The 16,714-nt window shown below is 72.9% G+C and carries 13 protein-coding genes and 2 tRNA genes; 2 read left to right on the forward strand and 13 right to left on the reverse strand.

Going from position 1 to position 16,714, the window contains the following annotated elements; translation table 11 throughout:
- Positions 1-10 precede the first annotated feature (10 nt).
- The 8 genes from holA to leuS all read right to left on the reverse strand — a co-directional run bounded on the left by holA (position 11) and on the right by leuS (position 11,117).
- Complete coding sequence (holA, locus tag ACWZEH_RS10610; protein ID WP_456197761.1) at positions 11-1,000, reverse strand: DNA polymerase III subunit delta; 990 nt, start codon at positions 998-1,000, stop codon at positions 11-13.
- 58 nt (positions 1,001-1,058) lie between these two features.
- Complete coding sequence (locus ACWZEH_RS10615; RefSeq protein ID WP_456197762.1) at positions 1,059-1,304, reverse strand: hypothetical protein; 246 nt, start codon at positions 1,302-1,304, stop codon at positions 1,059-1,061.
- A gap of 30 nt (positions 1,305-1,334) precedes the next feature.
- Positions 1,335-2,300 (reverse strand): arylamine N-acetyltransferase family protein, encoded by a 966-nt coding sequence (locus ACWZEH_RS10620; protein WP_456197764.1) that lies wholly within the window; start codon positions 2,298-2,300, stop codon positions 1,335-1,337.
- 4 nt (positions 2,301-2,304) lie between these two features.
- Positions 2,305-4,896 (reverse strand): ComEC/Rec2 family competence protein, encoded by a 2,592-nt coding sequence (locus ACWZEH_RS10625; RefSeq protein WP_456199530.1) that lies wholly within the window; start codon positions 4,894-4,896, stop codon positions 2,305-2,307.
- An 80-nt stretch (positions 4,897-4,976) separates the two neighbouring features.
- Positions 4,977-6,194, reverse strand: a complete 1,218-nt coding sequence (locus ACWZEH_RS10630) for a ComEA family DNA-binding protein (RefSeq protein WP_456197766.1) — start codon at positions 6,192-6,194, stop codon at positions 4,977-4,979.
- Between the two features lie 119 nt (positions 6,195-6,313).
- A complete protein-coding gene (locus ACWZEH_RS10635) occupies positions 6,314-7,159 on the reverse strand; it encodes a DegV family protein (RefSeq protein WP_456197768.1) in 846 nt (281 codons plus the stop codon).
- A gap of 98 nt (positions 7,160-7,257) precedes the next feature.
- The gene (locus tag ACWZEH_RS10640) at positions 7,258-8,013 is read right to left on the reverse strand and encodes a hypothetical protein (RefSeq protein WP_456197770.1); all 756 of its coding nucleotides are present in this window, start codon (positions 8,011-8,013) and stop codon (positions 7,258-7,260) included.
- Positions 8,014-8,228: 215 nt separating this feature from the next.
- Complete coding sequence (gene leuS, locus ACWZEH_RS10645; protein WP_456197772.1) at positions 8,229-11,117, reverse strand: leucine--tRNA ligase; 2,889 nt, start codon at positions 11,115-11,117, stop codon at positions 8,229-8,231.
- Between the two features lie 507 nt (positions 11,118-11,624).
- Here leuS and ACWZEH_RS10650 point away from each other — a divergent pair.
- Positions 11,625-12,884, forward strand: coding sequence for a cytochrome b/b6 domain-containing protein (locus tag ACWZEH_RS10650; protein WP_456197774.1), 1,260 nt, complete (start codon positions 11,625-11,627; stop codon positions 12,882-12,884).
- On the forward strand, positions 12,881-14,488 hold the full coding sequence (locus tag ACWZEH_RS10655; protein ID WP_456197776.1) for an NADH-ubiquinone oxidoreductase-F iron-sulfur binding region domain-containing protein: 1,608 nt from the start codon (positions 12,881-12,883) through the stop codon (positions 14,486-14,488). Before ACWZEH_RS10650 ends, ACWZEH_RS10655 begins: the two co-directional genes overlap by 4 nt.
- A 122-nt stretch (positions 14,489-14,610) precedes the next feature.
- Here ACWZEH_RS10655 and ACWZEH_RS10660 read toward each other — a convergent pair.
- The 5 genes from ACWZEH_RS10660 to rsfS form a co-directional block, all read right to left on the reverse strand.
- Positions 14,611-14,683, reverse strand: a tRNA-Ala gene (locus ACWZEH_RS10660).
- A 103-nt stretch (positions 14,684-14,786) separates the two neighbouring features.
- Positions 14,787-15,020 (reverse strand): hypothetical protein, encoded by a 234-nt coding sequence (locus tag ACWZEH_RS10665; protein WP_042172034.1) that lies wholly within the window; start codon positions 15,018-15,020, stop codon positions 14,787-14,789.
- A 340-nt stretch (positions 15,021-15,360) separates the two neighbouring features.
- Positions 15,361-15,433: transfer RNA gene (locus ACWZEH_RS10670), tRNA-Ala, on the reverse strand.
- A 105-nt stretch (positions 15,434-15,538) separates the two neighbouring features.
- A complete protein-coding gene (locus ACWZEH_RS10675) occupies positions 15,539-16,216 on the reverse strand; it encodes a histidine phosphatase family protein (RefSeq protein ID WP_456197778.1) in 678 nt (225 codons plus the stop codon).
- Positions 16,207-16,653, reverse strand: coding sequence for a ribosome silencing factor (gene rsfS / locus ACWZEH_RS10680; protein WP_456197780.1), 447 nt, complete (start codon positions 16,651-16,653; stop codon positions 16,207-16,209). Before rsfS ends, ACWZEH_RS10675 begins: the two co-directional genes overlap by 10 nt.
- Positions 16,654-16,714 lie beyond the last annotated feature (61 nt).

A 16,714-nucleotide genomic window follows, 5' to 3' on the forward strand; every position in this document is an offset into this window, starting at 1 on the left:
GCGGCAGGCCCTACGCCCGGCCCCTCGACCTGGCCGCGCGTGCGATGGTGACGACCGCCTTCTCCAGGGCGTACCCCGGGTCCTCCCCGCCGCCCTTGACGCCGGCGTCCGCCTCGGCCACCGCCCGCAGGGCGACGGACACGCCGTCGGGGGTCCAGCCCCGCATCTGCTGACGCACCCGGTCGATCTTCCACGGCGGCATGCCCAGCTCCCGAGCCAGATCGGCCGGTCTGCCGCCGCGCGCCGACGACAGCTTCCCGATCGCCCGGACACCCTGGGCCAGCGCGCTGGTGATCAGCACCGGCGCCACCCCCGTCGACAGCGACCAGCGCAACGCCTCCAGCGCCTCCGCCGCCCGTCCCTCGACCGCGCGGTCGGCGACCGTGAAGCTCGACGCCTCGGCCCGCCCGGTGTAGTAACGGCCGACGACCGCCTCGTCGATCGTGCCCTCGATGTCGGCCGCCAGCTGGGACACCGCCGCCGCCAGCTCCCGCAGATCACTGCCGATGGCGTCGACCAGCGCCTGGCACGCCTCCGGTGTGGCCGATCTCCCGGTGGTCCGGAACTCGCTCCGTACGAAGGCCAGCCGGTCCGCCGGCTTCGTCATCTTCGGACAGGCCACCTCCCGCGCCCCGGCCTTGCGCGCCGCGTCGAGCAGGCCCTTGCCCTTGGCGCCGCCCGCGTGCAGCAGGACGAGCGTGATCTCCTCGGCGGGCGCCCCGAGATACGCCTTCACGTCCTTGACGGTGTCGGCCGACAGGTCCTGCGCGTTGCGCACGACCACGACTTTGCGCTCGGCGAAGAGCGAGGGACTGGTCAGCTCGGCGAGGGTGCCGGGCTGGAGCTGGTCCGGGGTGAGGTCGCGTACGTCCGTGTCGGCGTCGGAGGCCTTCGCCGCGGCCACCACCTCCCGCACGGCACGGTCGAGCAGGAGGTCCTCCTGGCCCACGGCGAGCGTCAGCGGGGCGAGAGGGTCGTCTTGAGCTGTCTTCCTGGCCATCGCGACAAGCATCGCACGCACCACTGACGGCGGTGGCTCCTCACGTCACGGTGCCGGCTCAGGGTTCCTCCCGCCAGCCGTCCCACTGGGCCGCGAACTCGTCCAGGACTCCGGGGTCCAGCCGTTGCCTCTCGTCGCGCAGGACGACGAGCCACTGGGCGTCCTCCGCGTCGTCCTCACCGGCCAGGGCATCCCGTACGAGCTGCGGCTCCTCGTCGACGCCGAACCGCTCACCCAGCTCCTCCGCCACCGCTTCCGCGGCATCCCGGTCGGGCAGCACCAGCACATGTCTCACATCGCTCACGTCGGCCATTAAAGACCCGGCCGGCCGCGATCAGCCGGCCCGGTGGGGATTTCTCACAGTGGGCACCTGGGCGAGGCGTATCCCGAACCGGTCCCGGTAGAACGCGAGCACCTCCTCGTCCGTCTCCAACTCCCGCTCCTCACGCGTGCCGTTGGCCGCCGTCGTGGTGACCCGGCGGCCGCTGAGCGTGATCCTCCCTCCCTCCTCGGTGACCCGTGAGCAGACGAGTGACCGGGTGAAATGCGACTGCGGCGAGGTGCTGTGCCACCACGCCCCGGCCACGAAGTCGCCGAGCGCCCTCGGGCGCTGCTCCAGCCGGTACACCCGCTTCCCGTCCCGCAGCACGTCCAGGTCCGCGCCCGGGGCGTCGTCATGACCGCCGCGCGCCCCGGCCGCGTCCGGCGCCGCCCCGGTGATGCGGAACGTGCCCCCGGGGTCCTCCTGGTCCCCCCGCTCCCCGAACGCCGGCGGCAGCAGGAAGTGCGCCCCGAACCCGACATCGGCGAGCAGGTCGCCGCCGTCCGAGGTCCGTACCCGCAGGGCGAGATGGTCGTACGGGATGCCGAGCCGTCCTCCGTCGCCGTGCACCCGCGCGGCGAGCAGGGTGACCTCGTACCCGAGGACGGTGAGCAAGGTGGCGAAGGCCCCGTTGAGTTCGTAGCAGAAGCCGCCCCGGTGGCCGCTCACCACCTTGTCCATCAGCCGTTTCCCGTCGAGCACGATCTCCTCACCGAGGTGGACCGAGAGGTTCTCGAAGGGCACGGTCCGCAGGTGGCGCAGGTGCAGTTCGCGCAGCGCGTCGGTGGTGGGCCGGGCCGGCCGCCCGACACCCAGCCGCCGCAGATAGGCACCGACCGCCGTCGCGTCCGGACCGGCGCCGGCTTGCGTACCCGCGTCCGGGCCCTCGCTCGCCCCCTCGCTCGCCCCCTCGCTCGCTCCCTCGTCCGTGTCCACGTGCGTACGGTCGTGCGTGTGGTCGTGCGCGGCTTCCCTCATGCCCTCAGTGTCGCGCCACCCGCGGCTCTCCGTCCCCGTCCTTCCCACCGAGCACGGCGATCGACCCGCCCCGGTCCGTCCGCAGCACCGCGGCGCCGGCGTCCCGCAGCGCGGCGACCGTGCCCGGGGCCGGATGTCCGTACGAGTTGTCGCGCCCCGCGGAGATCAGCGCCAGCCGGGGCGCCAACCGGCGTACGAGACCCGGATCCTGATACGCCGAGCCGTGGTGGGCGACCTTGAGGACGTCGACGTCCGCCAGCCGGCCCGCCGCGGGCGACCTCGCCAGGGCCCGCTGGGCCGGTGGTTCCATGTCCCCGAGCAGCAGCAGGCGCAGCCCCGCCGTCCGGACGAGCATGGCCACACTGGCGTCGTTCGGCCCCTCCGGGGCCGGGGCCGGCCAAGTGCCGGCCGTGTGGCCGGTGTTCGGCGGCGGTGGCCACACCACCTCCCAGGACAGCTCCCCCGTGCGCCGCCGCTCCCCCGCGACGGCCCGCGTCACCGGCAGGTGCCGGTCCGCCGCGAGTCCTCGGACGAACCGGGCCTGCTCGGCGGGTTCTTCCAGTCCCGTGGCCGCGATGCCGCCCACCGACCGTCCGCGCAGGACGCCGGGCAGGCCCGCCACGTGGTCGGCGTGGAAGTGGGTCAGCACGACCAGCGGGATCCGGGTGATGCCCAGGGAGCGCAGACAGCGGTCCACCGGGGCCGGGTCCGGCCCGGCGTCCACGACCACGCCGGTGTCCTCGCCCGCCGCCAGCACCATCGCGTCGCCCTGCCCCACGTCGCACATCACCATCCGCCAGTCCGGTGGCGGCCAGCCCGTGACCGCACGGGTCAGTGGTGGCGGCTGCACCACCAGCAGCACCAGGAGCAGGGCGCAGGCCCCGCACCACCAGGGGTGCCGCAGCAGTCTCCGGCCGACCGGCAGGAGGACCAGGGTGCACGCCCCGAGCAGCGCCGCCCCGGCCCAGCCGCCCGGCCAGTCGACCCCGGCGCCGGGCAGCGCCGCCCCGGTCCGGGCGATCTGCGCGATCCACTCCACGGGCCAGCTCGCGCACCAGGCGAGCGCCTTCGCCACTGACAGGGCCGGCAGGGCGGTGGCCAGGGCCAGGAAGCCCAGCACGGTGGCCGGCGCGAGCGCGAACTCGGCGAGGAGGTTGCACGGCACCGCCACCAGGCTCACCCGCGCCGACAGCACGACGACCACCGGCGCGCACACCGCCTGCGCGGCGCCCGCAGCGGCCAGCGCCTCCGCCGGCCGTGGCGGCACTCCGCGCCGTCGCAGCCCGGCGCTCCAGCGCGGCGCGAGCGTGAGCAGGGCGCCGGTGGCCAGCACGGAGAGCAGGAAGCCGTAACTGCGGGCCAGCCACGGGTCGTAGAGCACCAGCAGCAGGACGGCGGTCGCCAGTGCCGGGATCAGGGACCGGCGGCGGCCGGTGGCGAGCGCGAGCAGCGCCACGGATCCGCAGGCGGCGGCCCGCAGCACGCTCGGATCGGGCCGGCACACGACGACGAAGGCGAGCGAGACCGCCCCGCCGAGCAGCGCGGTCGTGCGCAGCGGGAGGCCGAGGCGGGACGCGAGACCGCGGCGTTCGGCGTACTGCGCCAGCCCCGGTGGGCCGAGGAGCAGGGCGAGGAGGATCGTGAAGTTCGCACCGGACACCGCCAAGGTGTGCGTCAGGTCGGTCTCTTTGAACGCCTCTTCCAGTTCCGGGGTGACGCGGGAGGTGTCGCCCACGACCAGCCCCGGCAGCAGGGCTCGCGCGTCCGCCGGCAGGCCGTCGGTCGCCGCCCGCAGTCCGGCGCGCAGCCGTCCGGCCAGTTGTTGCGGCGCCGACGGCTCCTCCACCGTCTGCGGCCCGGTCTCGTCGTCCCTGACCCGCAGCACGGCCGCGAACCGGTCACCGCCCGCCGTCGCCGGCGCGAGCCGGCCCTCGACCCGCAGCCGGGTGGACGGCAGCAGCCCGAGCCACGGCGCGTGCTCCCGCGCACCCCCCGCCCGCGCCGGTCCGTCGCCCCGCGGGCCCGGCCGGGCCGAACGCGCGTCGACCATCATCAGCACCGGGGCCCGGGTCGCGGCCGCCGCACCGTTCCCCTCCCGCTCCACCCGTCGCACGTCTCCCTCGAGCAGTACGGCTGTCGGAGCCGTGTGGCCGGCGCCGGCCCGGGGGCGGGTGAGCCGGGGATCGGCGGTGACCTCGACCTCGGCCGTGACCGAGGCGTACTCCCGCGCCAGCTCCGGCACCGGGCCCCGCCGCAGATCGGCGCCGTGCAGGCCCGCCGATCCGGCGGCGGCGGCGACGCAGAGGAGCACCGCGGCTCCGGAAACCCGCGACCGGCCCCGTCCGCTTGGGTGTCCGGCTCCCGCGGGTTCCTGCCCCGCAGGCCGTGGCTCCGTCCGGCGGTTTCGCCCGGTGAGGAGGACTGCGGCCAGGAGCAAGGAGGTGATCACCGTGCCCGTCGCCAGGCCGGGCGGGGCGTGCAGCATCACCGCCGCCGTCGCCCAGGCCGCCAGCGCGGGTGGTACGAGCCGCAGGTCGGCAGGCCCCTCCTGTCGGGGGTGGGACGCCCCGAGCCGCTTCCCCGAGGCGGCGTGCACGGACAGCCGGGCGGGCGGGTCGGTGGGGGCGGGGTGCGCCGGGTCCGCCGGCCCGGGGTGCACCAGGTCCTCCCGGCTGTTCACGGCCGTACGAGATTCTTCAGGTCCGCGAAGCGGCGGTCGCCGATGCCGTTCACTTCCCGCAGTTCGTCCACCGAGCGGAAACCGCCGTTGCGGGTGCGGTAGTCCAGGATGTGCCGGGCCAGTACGGGACCGACCCCCGGGAGGCTGTCCAGCTGATCCAGCGTCGCGGTGTTGAGGGACACGGGTGTCGCGGGCCCGGCGCCCGGCGCCGCTCCGGCCGGACCGCCCGCCGCCGGTGCCGGGCCGGCCCCCGCCACTGGTGCCGGGCCGCCGACGATCACCTGCTCCCCGTCCACGAGGAACCGGGCCCGGTTGAGCCCGTCGGTCCTGGTTCCGGGCCGTACTCCGCCCGCCGCCCGCAGCGCGTCCGCGACCCGTGAGCCGGCCGGGAGACGGTGGACGCCCGGGTCACGGACCTTGCCGCCGACGTCGACCACGATCTCGGGCAGCGCCGTGCCCGCCGCACCCGTGCCCGCCGTGCCCGTGCCGGAGCCCGCACTCGTGCCGCCGGCTCCCGCCGGGGCGATTGGCGTGCTCCCCGCTCCGTCCCCGGCCCGGGGCACGGCCGCTCCCACCACCTCCGGTGCCCGCACGGGCTGGGTCCGCCCGGCCCAGAAGTGCTGCGCGGCGAACCCCACCGCCAGCACGAGCACCACCGACAGCGCGGCCACGCTCCGCCGTTCCAGCCCGCACCGCGTCCGCACCCACAACGGCAACCGATCCCGCAGCGCGAGCACCGTCCGGCCGACCGGCCGCCGCTCCCCCGGCGGCACCGGGTCCGGGGCGGCCGGCCCGGGGACCTCCTCCCACGTCCCCACCTCCCCGACGTCCACATCGCCACGGGCTGCGGCCGGCCCCCTCCCGGACCGCGCCACCGGCTCGTCCTCACCACCCACGGCCCAGCTCGGCACACGCCGGGTCCGCCCGGCGCCTCCGACGCCCCGGGTGCCTCGCCCTGATCCCTCCCCGAACAGCACCTCCGCCCGGCGCCGGAGCTCCTCCACCGAGGCGTCCCGGTCCCGGCCGCCCCGGAGCCGCTGTCCGCGCCGGGCCTCCCGGCCGCCGGGCCCCAGCCCCGGCACCGTCCCCCTTGCGGTACCGGCAGTGGTCGGCCGGCGGTGCCGGGCACGTCCGTCGGACGCGGGTGCACGCCCCGGGCCGCTGGTCGCCGCGGCTGACCGTGAAGGTGAGTGTGAACGTGATCGAAATGCCATGCGAGGAGGATCGGGCACGTCACCGCATCCGCGATGATCTTGCTCGATTCCCGTGGATCACTTCCCGGTTGTGGACAACCCCGTCACCCGTACGGCCCTGGCGCGGTCCCGCCGTCGCCTCATCGGGCCGAGACCACGACCCCCAGCAGGCCCGGCCCCGTGTGCGCCCCGATCACCGCGCCGACCTCGCTGACGTGCAGCTCGGTCAGTCCGGGCACCCGCACCCTCAGCCGGTCCGCGAGGGCCGAGGCACGCTCCGGGGCGGCGAGATGGTGGACGGCGATGTCGACCTCGGCGCCGCCCGCCCGTTCGGCCGCGATCTCCTCCAGGCGGGCGATGGCCTTCGACGCCGTGCGCACCTTCTCCAGGGATTCGATGCGGCCGTCGGTCAGCTGGAGCAGTGGCTTGACGGCGAGCGCCGACCCCAGCAGGGCCTGCGCGGCCCCGATGCGTCCACCCCTGCGCAGGTAGTCCAGGGTGTCGACGTAGAAGTAGGCGGCGGTGCCCGCCGCCCGTTTCTCCGCGGCCGTGACGGCGTCGTCCACGGTGCCGCCCGCCTCCGCGGCCTCCGCCGCCGCGAGCGCGCAGAATCCGAGCGCCATGGCGATCATGCCGGTGTCCACCACCCGTACCGGCACCGGCGCCTCGCGGGCCGCGACGACCGCCGCGTCGTAGGTGCCGGAGAGTTCGGCGGAAAGGTGGAGGGAGACGATGCCGGTGGCGCCGGCCTCGGCGGCCCGGCCGTAGGCCGCGGCGAAGACCTCGGGGCCGGGACGGGACGTCGTCACCGGCCGCCGCTTCTGGAGCGCCTGGGCGAGGGAACGGGTGGAGATCTCGGTGCCCTCTTCGAGCGCGCGGTCGCCGAGGACCACGGTCAGGGGGACCGCTGTGATGCCGTGCCGCTCCATCGTCCGGGCCGGAAGGTAGGCCGTTGAATCGGTGACGATGGCGACATGGCGGGACATGAGCTGGAGGTTACCTGGCGTACCGCCCCCTGGGCAGCCCGGCCTCGCGGGCCGGGCGCAGCCGTGGCCGGATCACTGCGTCAGGACGGTGCGCCCGATCAAGTGGTGCTCTCGGGGCGGGGCTTCTTCTGCCAGGGGTACGTGGGAGGGGGCGCGGCCGGTGCGATCGAGGGCTGCGCCGGCTCGGGCGCGGGCTCCCGCACGGTCTCGGACCGCGACGGTTCCGGCCGGGTCCGACCGGTCGCCGGGGCATCGTGGGCGGACTCGGACTCGGACTCGGAGACGGAGGCGGGCGCGGGCTGCGGGTCGGTGGCCGTCCAGTGCCGCAGGGCTCCGGCCTCCATGTCGATCTGGGTGCTGAGCGAGTCGAGGTCGTCCTGCGCGAAGTGGCGGGCGCGGTCACGGGCCGCCCAGCGCAGGGAGTCGGCCGACCGTGCGATGCGATGGGTGCGCTCGCGCAGCTCGGGCAGCCGCTTGGCGAGGGTGCCGCGGTCCGGTTCGGACTCCAGGCGCCTCAGTTCGGCGTCCAGTTCGTGCCCGTGTGCGCTGAGCCGCTCGAAGAGGCCGAGGGACTCCTTGAGGGACTGGTCCTCCGGCGCGCCGGACTGCAGCGCGTCCTGGGTGGCGCGCATGGACGTCCGCAGCTTCAGCCTGAGCTGGGCGATCTCGCCGGCCGGGCCGGACTGGGCGAAGGACTTGACCTTCAGGGTGTGGTCCTCGACCGTGCGGCGGGCCTGGGTGATGTGCCGGTCCGCGCCGCGCCTGGCGGCGCCGACGACCTTCACCGTGGCGTACACGCCCAGCGTGACGAAGAGCACGAAGAGCAGGGCCAGTACTGCGATCACTGCTTCCACGGGACTCCTCCTCCAAGGCCCTGGGGCCAACCGTCACACGCACCGCGCCGTTCTTCAACGGTAAACGCAACAGGCAGGCCCTGAGTTCCGGAAGAACCCCGAACCTGCCCGTAGGGGACTACCCCGGACCGGCGGCCCACAAGCCCGCAGCCCGAACGGCACCGGCCCTGCACCGTCACGCCGTCACGCCGTCACGCCGTCACGCCGTCACGCCGTCACGCCGGAACGATGTTCACCAGCTTCGGCGCCCGCACGATCACCTTGCGGATCCCGGCCCCGCCCAGCGCGGCGACGACCTTCTCGTCGGCCAGCGCGACCTTCTCCAGTTCCTCCCCGGAGATGGACGGCGAGACCTCCAGCCGGGCCTTCACCTTGCCCTTGACCTGGACCACGCAGGTGACGGTCTCGTCGACGACGTACGCCGGATCGGCGACCGGGAAGTCCCGGTGGACGACCGAGTCGGTGTGGCCCAGCGTGCGCCACAGCTCCTCGGCGATGTGCGGGGCCAGCGGCGCCACCAGCAGCACCAGACGCTCGGCGACCGAGCGCGGGACCGGTCCCCCCGCCTTCGTCAGGTGGTTGTTCAGCTCGGTGACCTTGGCGATGGCGGTGTTGAAGCGCATCCCCTCCAGGTCCTGGCGCACCCCGTCGATCGCCTTGTGCAGGGCGCGCAGGGTGGCCACGTCGACGTCGGCGTCCGGGGTGTCGGCCACGGTCACCTCGCCGGTGTTCTCGTCGACGATGTTGCGCCACAGCCGCTGCAGCAGCCGGAACTGGCCGACCACCGCGCGGGTGTCCCACGGCCGCGACACGTCCAGGGGGCCCATCGCCATCTCGTACAGGCGCAGCGTGTCGGCCCCGTACTCGGCGCAGATCTCGTCGGGAGTGACCGCGTTCTTCAGGGACTTGCCCATCTTGCCCAGCAGCCGGGAGACCTTCTCCCCCTGGTAGTGGTAGGCGCCCTCGTGCTCCTCCACCTCGGCGGCCGGCACCGCGATGCCCCGGCTGTCACGGTAGACGTAGGCCTGGATCATGCCCTGATTGAACAGCTTGTGGAACGGCTCCGACGACGACACGTGCCCCAGGTCGTACAGCACCTTGGACCAGAAGCGCGCGTACAGCAGGTGCAGTACCGCGTGCTCGGCGCCGCCGACGTACAGGTCGACGCCGCCGTGCGGCATGCCCTCGCGCGGGCCCATCCAGTACTGCTCGATCCGTGGGTCGACCAGCTTCTCGCTGTTGTGCGGGTCCAGATAGCGCAGCTCGTACCAGCAGGAGCCGGCCCAGTTGGGCATGGTGTTGGTCTCGCGGCGGTACGCGCGCGGGCCGCGGCCGTCGCCCAGGTCCAGGGTGACGTTGACCCAGTCCTCGTTGCGTGACAGCGGCGTCTCGGGCCGGGTGTCGGCGTCGTCCGGGTCGAAGGTGCGGGGGGAGTAGTCGTCGACCTCGGGCAGTTCCAGCGGCAGCATCGACTCGGGCAGGGCGTGGGCGGTGCCGTCCTCGTCGTAGACGATCGGGAAGGGCTCGCCCCAGTAGCGCTGCCGGCTGAACAGCCAGTCGCGCAGCCGGAAGTTGACGGTGCCCTCGCCGATGCCCCGGCGCTCCAGCCACTCGGTGATGCGCGCCTTGGCCTCGACGACGCCCAGGCCGTCCAGGTCCACCTCGTCGTTCGACGAGTTGATGATCCTCGCCTCGTAGGAGGAGAAGGCGTCCTGCCAGGTGGAGGTGTCGGTGCCGCGTCCGTCGGTCGGCTCGACGATGCAGTGGACCGGCAGTTCGAAGGCACGCGCGAACTCGAAGTCGCGCTGGTCACCGGCCGGTACGGCCATGATCGCGCCGGTGCCGTAGCCCATCAGGACGTAGTCGGCGATGAAGACGGGCACCTGCTCGCCGTTGACCGGGTTGGTCGCGTACGTGCCGATGAAGACACCGGTCTTGTCCTTGGCCTCGGCCTGCCGCTCCACGTCGGACTTGGACGCGGCCTGCGCGCGGTACGCGGCGACGGCCTCGGCCGGGGTGGCGTGGCCGCCGGTCCAGACGTCGTGGGTGCCCTCGGGCCAGGCGGCCGGGGTGAACTTCTCGACCAGCGGGTGCTCGGGCGCCAGCACCATGTAGGTCGCGCCGAACAGGGTGTCGGGGCGGGTGGTGAAGACGGTGATCCGCTCGCCGTCGACGGGGAAGTCGACGCGGGCGCCCTCGGAGCGGCCGATCCAGTTGCGCTGCTGCAGCTTGATGGCCTCGGGCCAGTCCAGTGCGTCCAGGTCCGACAGCAGCCGGTCGGCGTAGGCGGTGATGCGCATGTTCCACTGGCGCAGCTTCGCCTTGAAGACCGGGAAGTTGCCGCGCTCGGAGCGGCCGTCGGCGGTGACCTCCTCGTTGGCCAGTACGGTGCCCAGCCCGGGGCACCAGTTGACCGGCGCGTCGGAGGCGTAGGCCAGCCGGAAGCCGCCCAGGACGTCGGCGCGCTCGGTCCCGCTCAGCTCGCTCCACGCGCGCGCGTGGCCCGGTACGGGGCGCTCACCGGACTCGAACTCGGCGATCAGCTCGGCGACGGGCCGGGCCCGGCCGGCCTCGTCGTCGTACCAGGAGTTGAAGATCTGCAGGAAGATCCACTGGGTCCACTTGTAGTAGTCCGGGTCGATCGTGGCGAACGACCGGCGCCGGTCGTGGCCCAGACCCAGCCGGCGCAGCTGGGCCTTCATGTTCTCGATGTTGGCCTCGGTGGACACGCGCGGGTGCGTGCCGGTCTGCACGGCGTACTGCTCGGCGGGCAGGCCGAAGGCGTCGAAGCCCAGGGTGTGCAGGACGTTGTGGCCGGTCATGCGCTGGAACCGGGCGGAGACGTCGGTGGCGATGTACCCCAGGGGGTGCCCGACGTGCAGTCCCGCACCCGACGGATAGGGGAACATGTCCATGATGAACTTCTTGGGCCGGGCCACCGTCTCCGGGTCGCCCGCCAGGTCGCCCTTGGGGTTGGGCGCCTCGTACGTGCCCTCGGCGTCCCAGAAGTCCTGCCAGCGTGCCTCGATCTCGGCCGCCAGGGCGGCCGTGTAGCGGTGCGGCGCGGCCACTTCGGGGGTGGCCGCGGGGTTCGTCTCGCTCATGATCCTCAAAGCTCCATCGATCGTCTGCGCCCACGGCTGCTGCGACATTCGGAAATGAAAAATCCCCTCGCACAGGAGGGGACGCCGCGCCGATTCCGGCCACCCGGTTCGCTCTTCGACCGTGGTCGGGACTGATCAGCGCGGCTCGCTAAGCAGAAGGCGTACGGCACGCATGGCGCCAGGATACCGCAGGCCCGGCGCGCGCCGCGACGCACCGTGCCCCGCCGCGGCGGGGCACCATCCCTGAATCCCGGTCAAAAGTTACTTCGCGTAACAACCCCTAAGGGGCATCACGGCAGCCAGATCGTCTTTTGATAACAGCGCAATAACTCAAACCTCGTACTACCCGGTACGGCGAGGTTTAGAGTGCGGCGCGGGACCGCTTCTCCCGAACGTTCGGAGTTCCCCCATGAACCCTCGTCCAGACAGCAGCCCGCCTCCCGTTCAGGGCCGGTCGGCTGCCGGTCGGCCGTACCCGCATTCCGCCGTGACACGGGGAGGCGGGGCGTGAGGCCGGACGACAGCACGGCGGACGACTGGTTCGCCGAGTTCCTCAACTTCGGTGTGGGCGTTCTCTCGCTCGTCTGCCTGAGCTGCTCGGTGATCTGGGGACTCGTCGCCCAGGACCGGGTCCTGCTCGGTCCGCGCCAGCGCATCCTGGCGCAGGCGGTGCACCGGACGACCGCGGTCGCCTCGATCGCCTTCCTGCTGGTGCACATCGGCATCAAGCTGGCCCTGGACCACACCACCTGGATCGCCGCGGTGATCCCCTTCGGGCTGGCCCTCACCGACGACGAGGCGGCCCTCGGCAGGTCCTTCCTGATCGGTCTGGGCACCCTGGCCGGAATGCTGATGATCTTCGTCGGCATCACCGGCGTCCTGCGCAACCGCTTCGCCTCGCCGGCCCCCGTCGCGGCCCGCTGGCGCGCCATGCACATGCTGGCCTACCCGGCCTGGTGCGCGGCGCTCGTGCACGGGCTCTACGCGGGTCGAGCGGCGAAGCCGGTCTTCCTGATCCTGTACGGCCTGTCCCTGCTCGGCGTCATGGCAGCCCTTGCCCTGCGCGCCTCCCCGCCGCGGGTCAAGCGCAAGGTCGCCGACCGGGTCACCGCCCTGCTCGGCACCGCCGAGCAGCCGGGCCGCGACAGGCTGGACGAGAGCCGGGCCCGCGCCGCCGAGGCGTCGCTCCCCGGGTACGGGGGTGGCGGCAGACGGGACTCCCGGTCCCGTTCCGAGCGCCCCGAACCGGCCTCCCGGCCGCTGTACGAGACCGCCGAACGCGTCGCGCCGCCGGCCCCGGACCCGGCGAACGGCTTCGCGGCCGCCTACCGCGCGGTCTCCGCTCCGTCCCAGCCGCAACAGCCCCTCTACGCCGACCGGACCGCCCGCATGGAGCTGCCCCCGGACATGCAGCCCACCCAGGCCGTCCCCACCATGGACGGCCGGATCGTGGACGGCCCCTCCAGCACCTCGGGCAGCTGGCCCGTCCCGTCCCCGCCACCGGTCGGCGAGGCCCCGCCGTCGGCCTACGACCCGCTCCAGGACACCGGATACAACATCCCGACCTACGACAATCCGGCCGCCTCCGGCTACGGCTCGAGTGATGTGTACGACACCGGTGAGTCGAACAGCCTCTACAACACGTACAACCCGAGTGACACGTACAACAGCGGTCCCGCCACTGATCCATCCCCCGGTGCGTCGTACGACTTCGACGCACCGGGATCGGGCGAACCTTGGAACACGCCTTCCGGAGGCTTCAAGTGAACGAGGCTCTGCCCGACGTACCCGAAGTCCGCGTCGTCGGGCTTCCCCAGCTCACGTCGGGCTTCGACCTTGTCGACCGGCTCGATCTGCCCATGCACCTCAAGGTGCACGGGCCGCTCGAACCCATGGGCGGCGAACAGCTCGCCCAGCTCGCTGAACGCATCAACCTCAGGGGACGCGGCGGCGCCGGCTTCCCCTTCCACAAGAAGCTGCGTTCGGTCGCCGAGACGGCGATCAAACGCGGCGTCCGGCCGGTCGTCGTCGTCAACGGCAGCGAGGACGAACCGGCCTGCCGCAAGGACACGGTGATGATCAACCGTGCCCCGCACCTCATCCTGGACGGCGCGCTGCTGTGCGCCGAGGCCATGGGTGCCCGCACGCTCGTGGTGGGGGTCACCCGGGAGTCCACCAAGCGCTCCATGGAGGCCGCGCTCGCCGAACGCGGCCTGAACAACGGGCGCCGGTCCGTGCTGCGCGCCCGCGTGCAGCTCAACCCGGTGCGCATGGTCACGGGCGCCGCGGCCTCGCTGATCCGCTCCATCGACGGCGGTCCCGCGGTGCCACCCGGCCGCAAGGTCAGCGCCTCGAAGAACGGCGTGGGCGGCGCCCCCACCCTGCTCTCCAACGCCGAGACCTTCGCGCAGCTCGCCATCGCCGCCCGCATCGGCCCGGAGCGCTACTGCAACACCGGCCTGTACGACGAGCCGGGCACCGTCATGCTCACGGTCTCCGGGGCGGTCGCCCGCCCCATGGTGATCGAGGTCCCGACGGGTGTACCGCTGCGTTACGTCCTGCAGCTCGCCGGTGCTCCGCCGATGCCGCAGGGGGTGCTCACCGGCGGCTACCACGGCAAGTGGATCGACGCGGCGACCGTCAACGAGGCGATCGTCTCCCGCAACTCCCTGGACGCGGTGGGCGGCACGCTCGGCGCGGGCGCGATCCTGCCGATCAGTCAGGACACCTGCCCGCTGGGTGAGTCCCTGATGGTCGCGAAATGGCTGGCCGAGGAGAGCGCCGGCCAGTGCGGCCCCTGCTACCTCGGCCTGCCGGCCGCCGCGCGCGGTCTGGAGGACATCCTGGGCGGCGGCGGCCCGGCCGCTCTGGAGGCGGTCAAGCAGGTCGCCAGGAACGTGAAGCGGCGGGGCGCGTGTTCACACCCGGACGGCTCCGCGATGTTCCTGGAATCGACCGTCAAGGCGTTCACCGACGATCTCGCCGCCCATGTCCTGGGCAACGGCTGCGGGCGCCCCGTGGAGGGCGTGCTGCCGCTCTTCGAGGGCGGCAGGACCCCTACGGGCATCCCGGGCGGCGGCGGGGAGGAGAACGGCCCCAGCCGCCAGAAGATCTTCGTCGACTGGACGCTGTGCCGGGGCCACGGCCTGTGCGCGGACATCCTTCCGGAGGTCTTCCAGCTCGGCGCGGACGGCTTCCCCACCGTCGCCCAGGCCCAGGTGCCGCGCTACGCGGAGGCCAAGGCGATCCGCGCGGTGCGCCGCTGCCCGGCGCTGGCCCTGCGCGTCGAGGAGGGGACGCAGCCCAAGGCGCCCTCCCGCAATCTGCCGGTCCTCTCCCAGGGCCGCGGCCGGCGCGCGCTGGGCCGCTGACACGGGTTCGTGCGGGCCGCCCTCCGGGCCGGCCCGCACGGCCGCATGAACCCACGCAGCCGCACACCCCGACACACACAGAGGGCGGATCATCCGATCGGATGATCCGCCCTCTACTGCTGTGGAGCTAAGGAGAATTGAACTCCTGACCTCCTGCATGCCATGCAGGCGCTCTACCAACTGAGCTATAGCCCCAGGTCACATCCCGCCCGGTTGCCCCGGCGGCGACGCCAACTTTACACGGTCATCCGGGCCCAACACCAAATCGATTCCGTTCCGCCCGGTTCTGCCCGCATTTTCACGCGGTCACGAACGAATAGAAACGCTTGAGCGTGCAGTGCTCCTCGAGAAGCCGGCCGTAGATCGGTTCGCCTTCGAGTTCGCGGTACGTCTCGATCGGGTCGCCTTTTATGATCAGCGCCTGCGCGCACTCCGCGCACCAGTACTGGTAGTCGGGATTGACCGGCTCCATGTCCCGCACGATCGGAGTCCCGCTGCCGCACCAGTCGCACCTTCGCCTGTGTGCACCCATCGCTCAGCTCCAGCTGTGGCCGCACGCCGTACGCGCGGAGGAGCGGAAGCGGGCAGAGGTCCGTCGTGTCAACACCCCGCCGAAGAGGTGGTCGACCTCCTCGTGGATGCTCGCAGGCATCAACAACTCCCTCCCGTCGGGCCGCGCCCCCTTCCGGTCGTTTGATTCTGCCACGGCCGGACCAGTACGGTCAGCGACGCCGGGGTACCGGTCGGGACACGGCCGGCCGTCTCGTGGGGGTATACGCCCGCCGGCCGCCTCCTGCTCAACCGGGAACAACGAAAAAACCCGCCCTCGTGGCGAGGACGGGATCTTCGTCATATGACCTGTGGAGCTTCTGTGGAGCTAAGGAGAATTGAACTCCTGACCTCCTGCATGCCATGCAGGCGCTCTACCAACTGAGCTATAGCCCCGAGTGTTCTTCCCGCTCGGCGGGCGAACAAGAAGAACTTTAGCCTGCGTCCTGCCGGAAAGTGAAATCCGGCCCCGGACCGGGTCCCGGGCCGCGGCCGAGGGGGTCAGTCGTCGTCGCCGAGCACCGGTTCCGGCAGGGTGCCGGCGTTGTGCTCGAGCAGCCGCCAGCCTCGGGCGCCCCCGCCGAGGACGGACCAGCAGCAGTTGGTGAGCCCGCCGAGGCTCTCCCAGCTGCGCGGGTCGAGCCCGATCAGCCGGCCGATGGTGGTGCGGATCGTGCCGCCGTGGCTGACCACCACGAGCGTGCCGTCGTCCGGGAGTTTGTCGACGTGCCGGAGCACCACCGGAGCGGCGCGGTCGGCGACCTCGGTCTCCAGCTCGCCACCGCCCCTGCGGACCGGCTCGCCGCGCTTCCAGGCGGTGTACTCGTCGCCGTATCTGGCGATGATCTCGTCGTGTGTCAGGCCCTGCCAGACGCCCGCGTAGGTCTCCCGCAGGGCCTCGTCGTGGACCGGCTCCAGACCGGTGAGCGCGGCGAGTTCCGCGGCGGTGCGCGCGGCCCGCTTCAGGTCGGAGGCGATGATCGCGTCGGGCTCGAGACCGGCGAGGAGGCGGGCGGCCCGGCGTGCCTGGGCGACGCCGGTGTCGGTCAGCTCCACGTCGGTGCTGCCCTGGAAGCGGCGCTCCACGTTCCAGGAGGTCTGGCCGTGCCGCCACAGGATGACGCGGCGGCCCCGGCCCACGCCGGAACCGGACACCTCGCCGGCGGGGCTCACCGCCACTCACCACCCGGCGCCGCGGCCTCCTCGGCCTCCTTCTGCCGGGCGTGCTCGGCGGCCTTGCCGCGGGTGGCCACGGCGTCCTCGGGCAGCTCCAGCTCGGGGCAGTCCTTCCACAGCCGCTCGAGGGCGTAGAAGACGCGCTCCTCGCTGTGCTGGACGTGGACGACGATGTCGACGTAGTCGAGCAGCACCCAGCGGGCCTCGCGGTCGCCCTCGCGGCGGACCGGCTTGGCGTCGAGCTCCTTGCTGAGCCGCTCCTCGATCTCGTCGACGATCGACTTGACCTGACGGTCGTTGGGCGCGGAGGCCAGCAGGAAGGCGTCGGTGATGGACAGCACGTCACTGACGTCGTAGGCGATGATGTCGTGCGCGAGCTTGTCGGCCGCGGCCTGGGCGGCGGCCTGGACGAGCTCGATGGAACGGTCGGTTGCGGTCACTACAAGGCTTTCGCTCGGCGGTCGTTTGCCCTCAAGGGTCTCACGGACCGCCGGGCGCGCC

The organism is Streptomyces yamdrokensis, assembly GCF_053890455.1.

Bases quoted from the DNA above. Each gene is read 5' to 3' on its own strand.
- leuS (WP_456197772.1), bottom strand. From the start codon at position 11,117: ATGAGCGAGACGAACCCCGCGGCCACCCCCGAAGTGGCCGCGCCGCAC.
- ACWZEH_RS10635 (WP_456197768.1), bottom strand. From the start codon at position 7,159: ATGTCCCGCCATGTCGCCATCGTCACCGATTCAACGGCCTACCTTCCG.
- ACWZEH_RS10665 (WP_042172034.1), bottom strand. From the start codon at position 15,020: ATGGGTGCACACAGGCGAAGGTGCGACTGGTGCGGCAGCGGGACTCCG.
- ACWZEH_RS10630 (WP_456197766.1), bottom strand. From the start codon at position 6,194: ATGGCATTTCGATCACGTTCACACTCACCTTCACGGTCAGCCGCGGCG.
- ACWZEH_RS10620 (WP_456197764.1), bottom strand. From the start codon at position 2,300: ATGAGGGAAGCCGCGCACGACCACACGCACGACCGTACGCACGTGGAC.
- holA (WP_456197761.1), bottom strand. From the start codon at position 1,000: ATGGCCAGGAAGACAGCTCAAGACGACCCTCTCGCCCCGCTGACGCTC.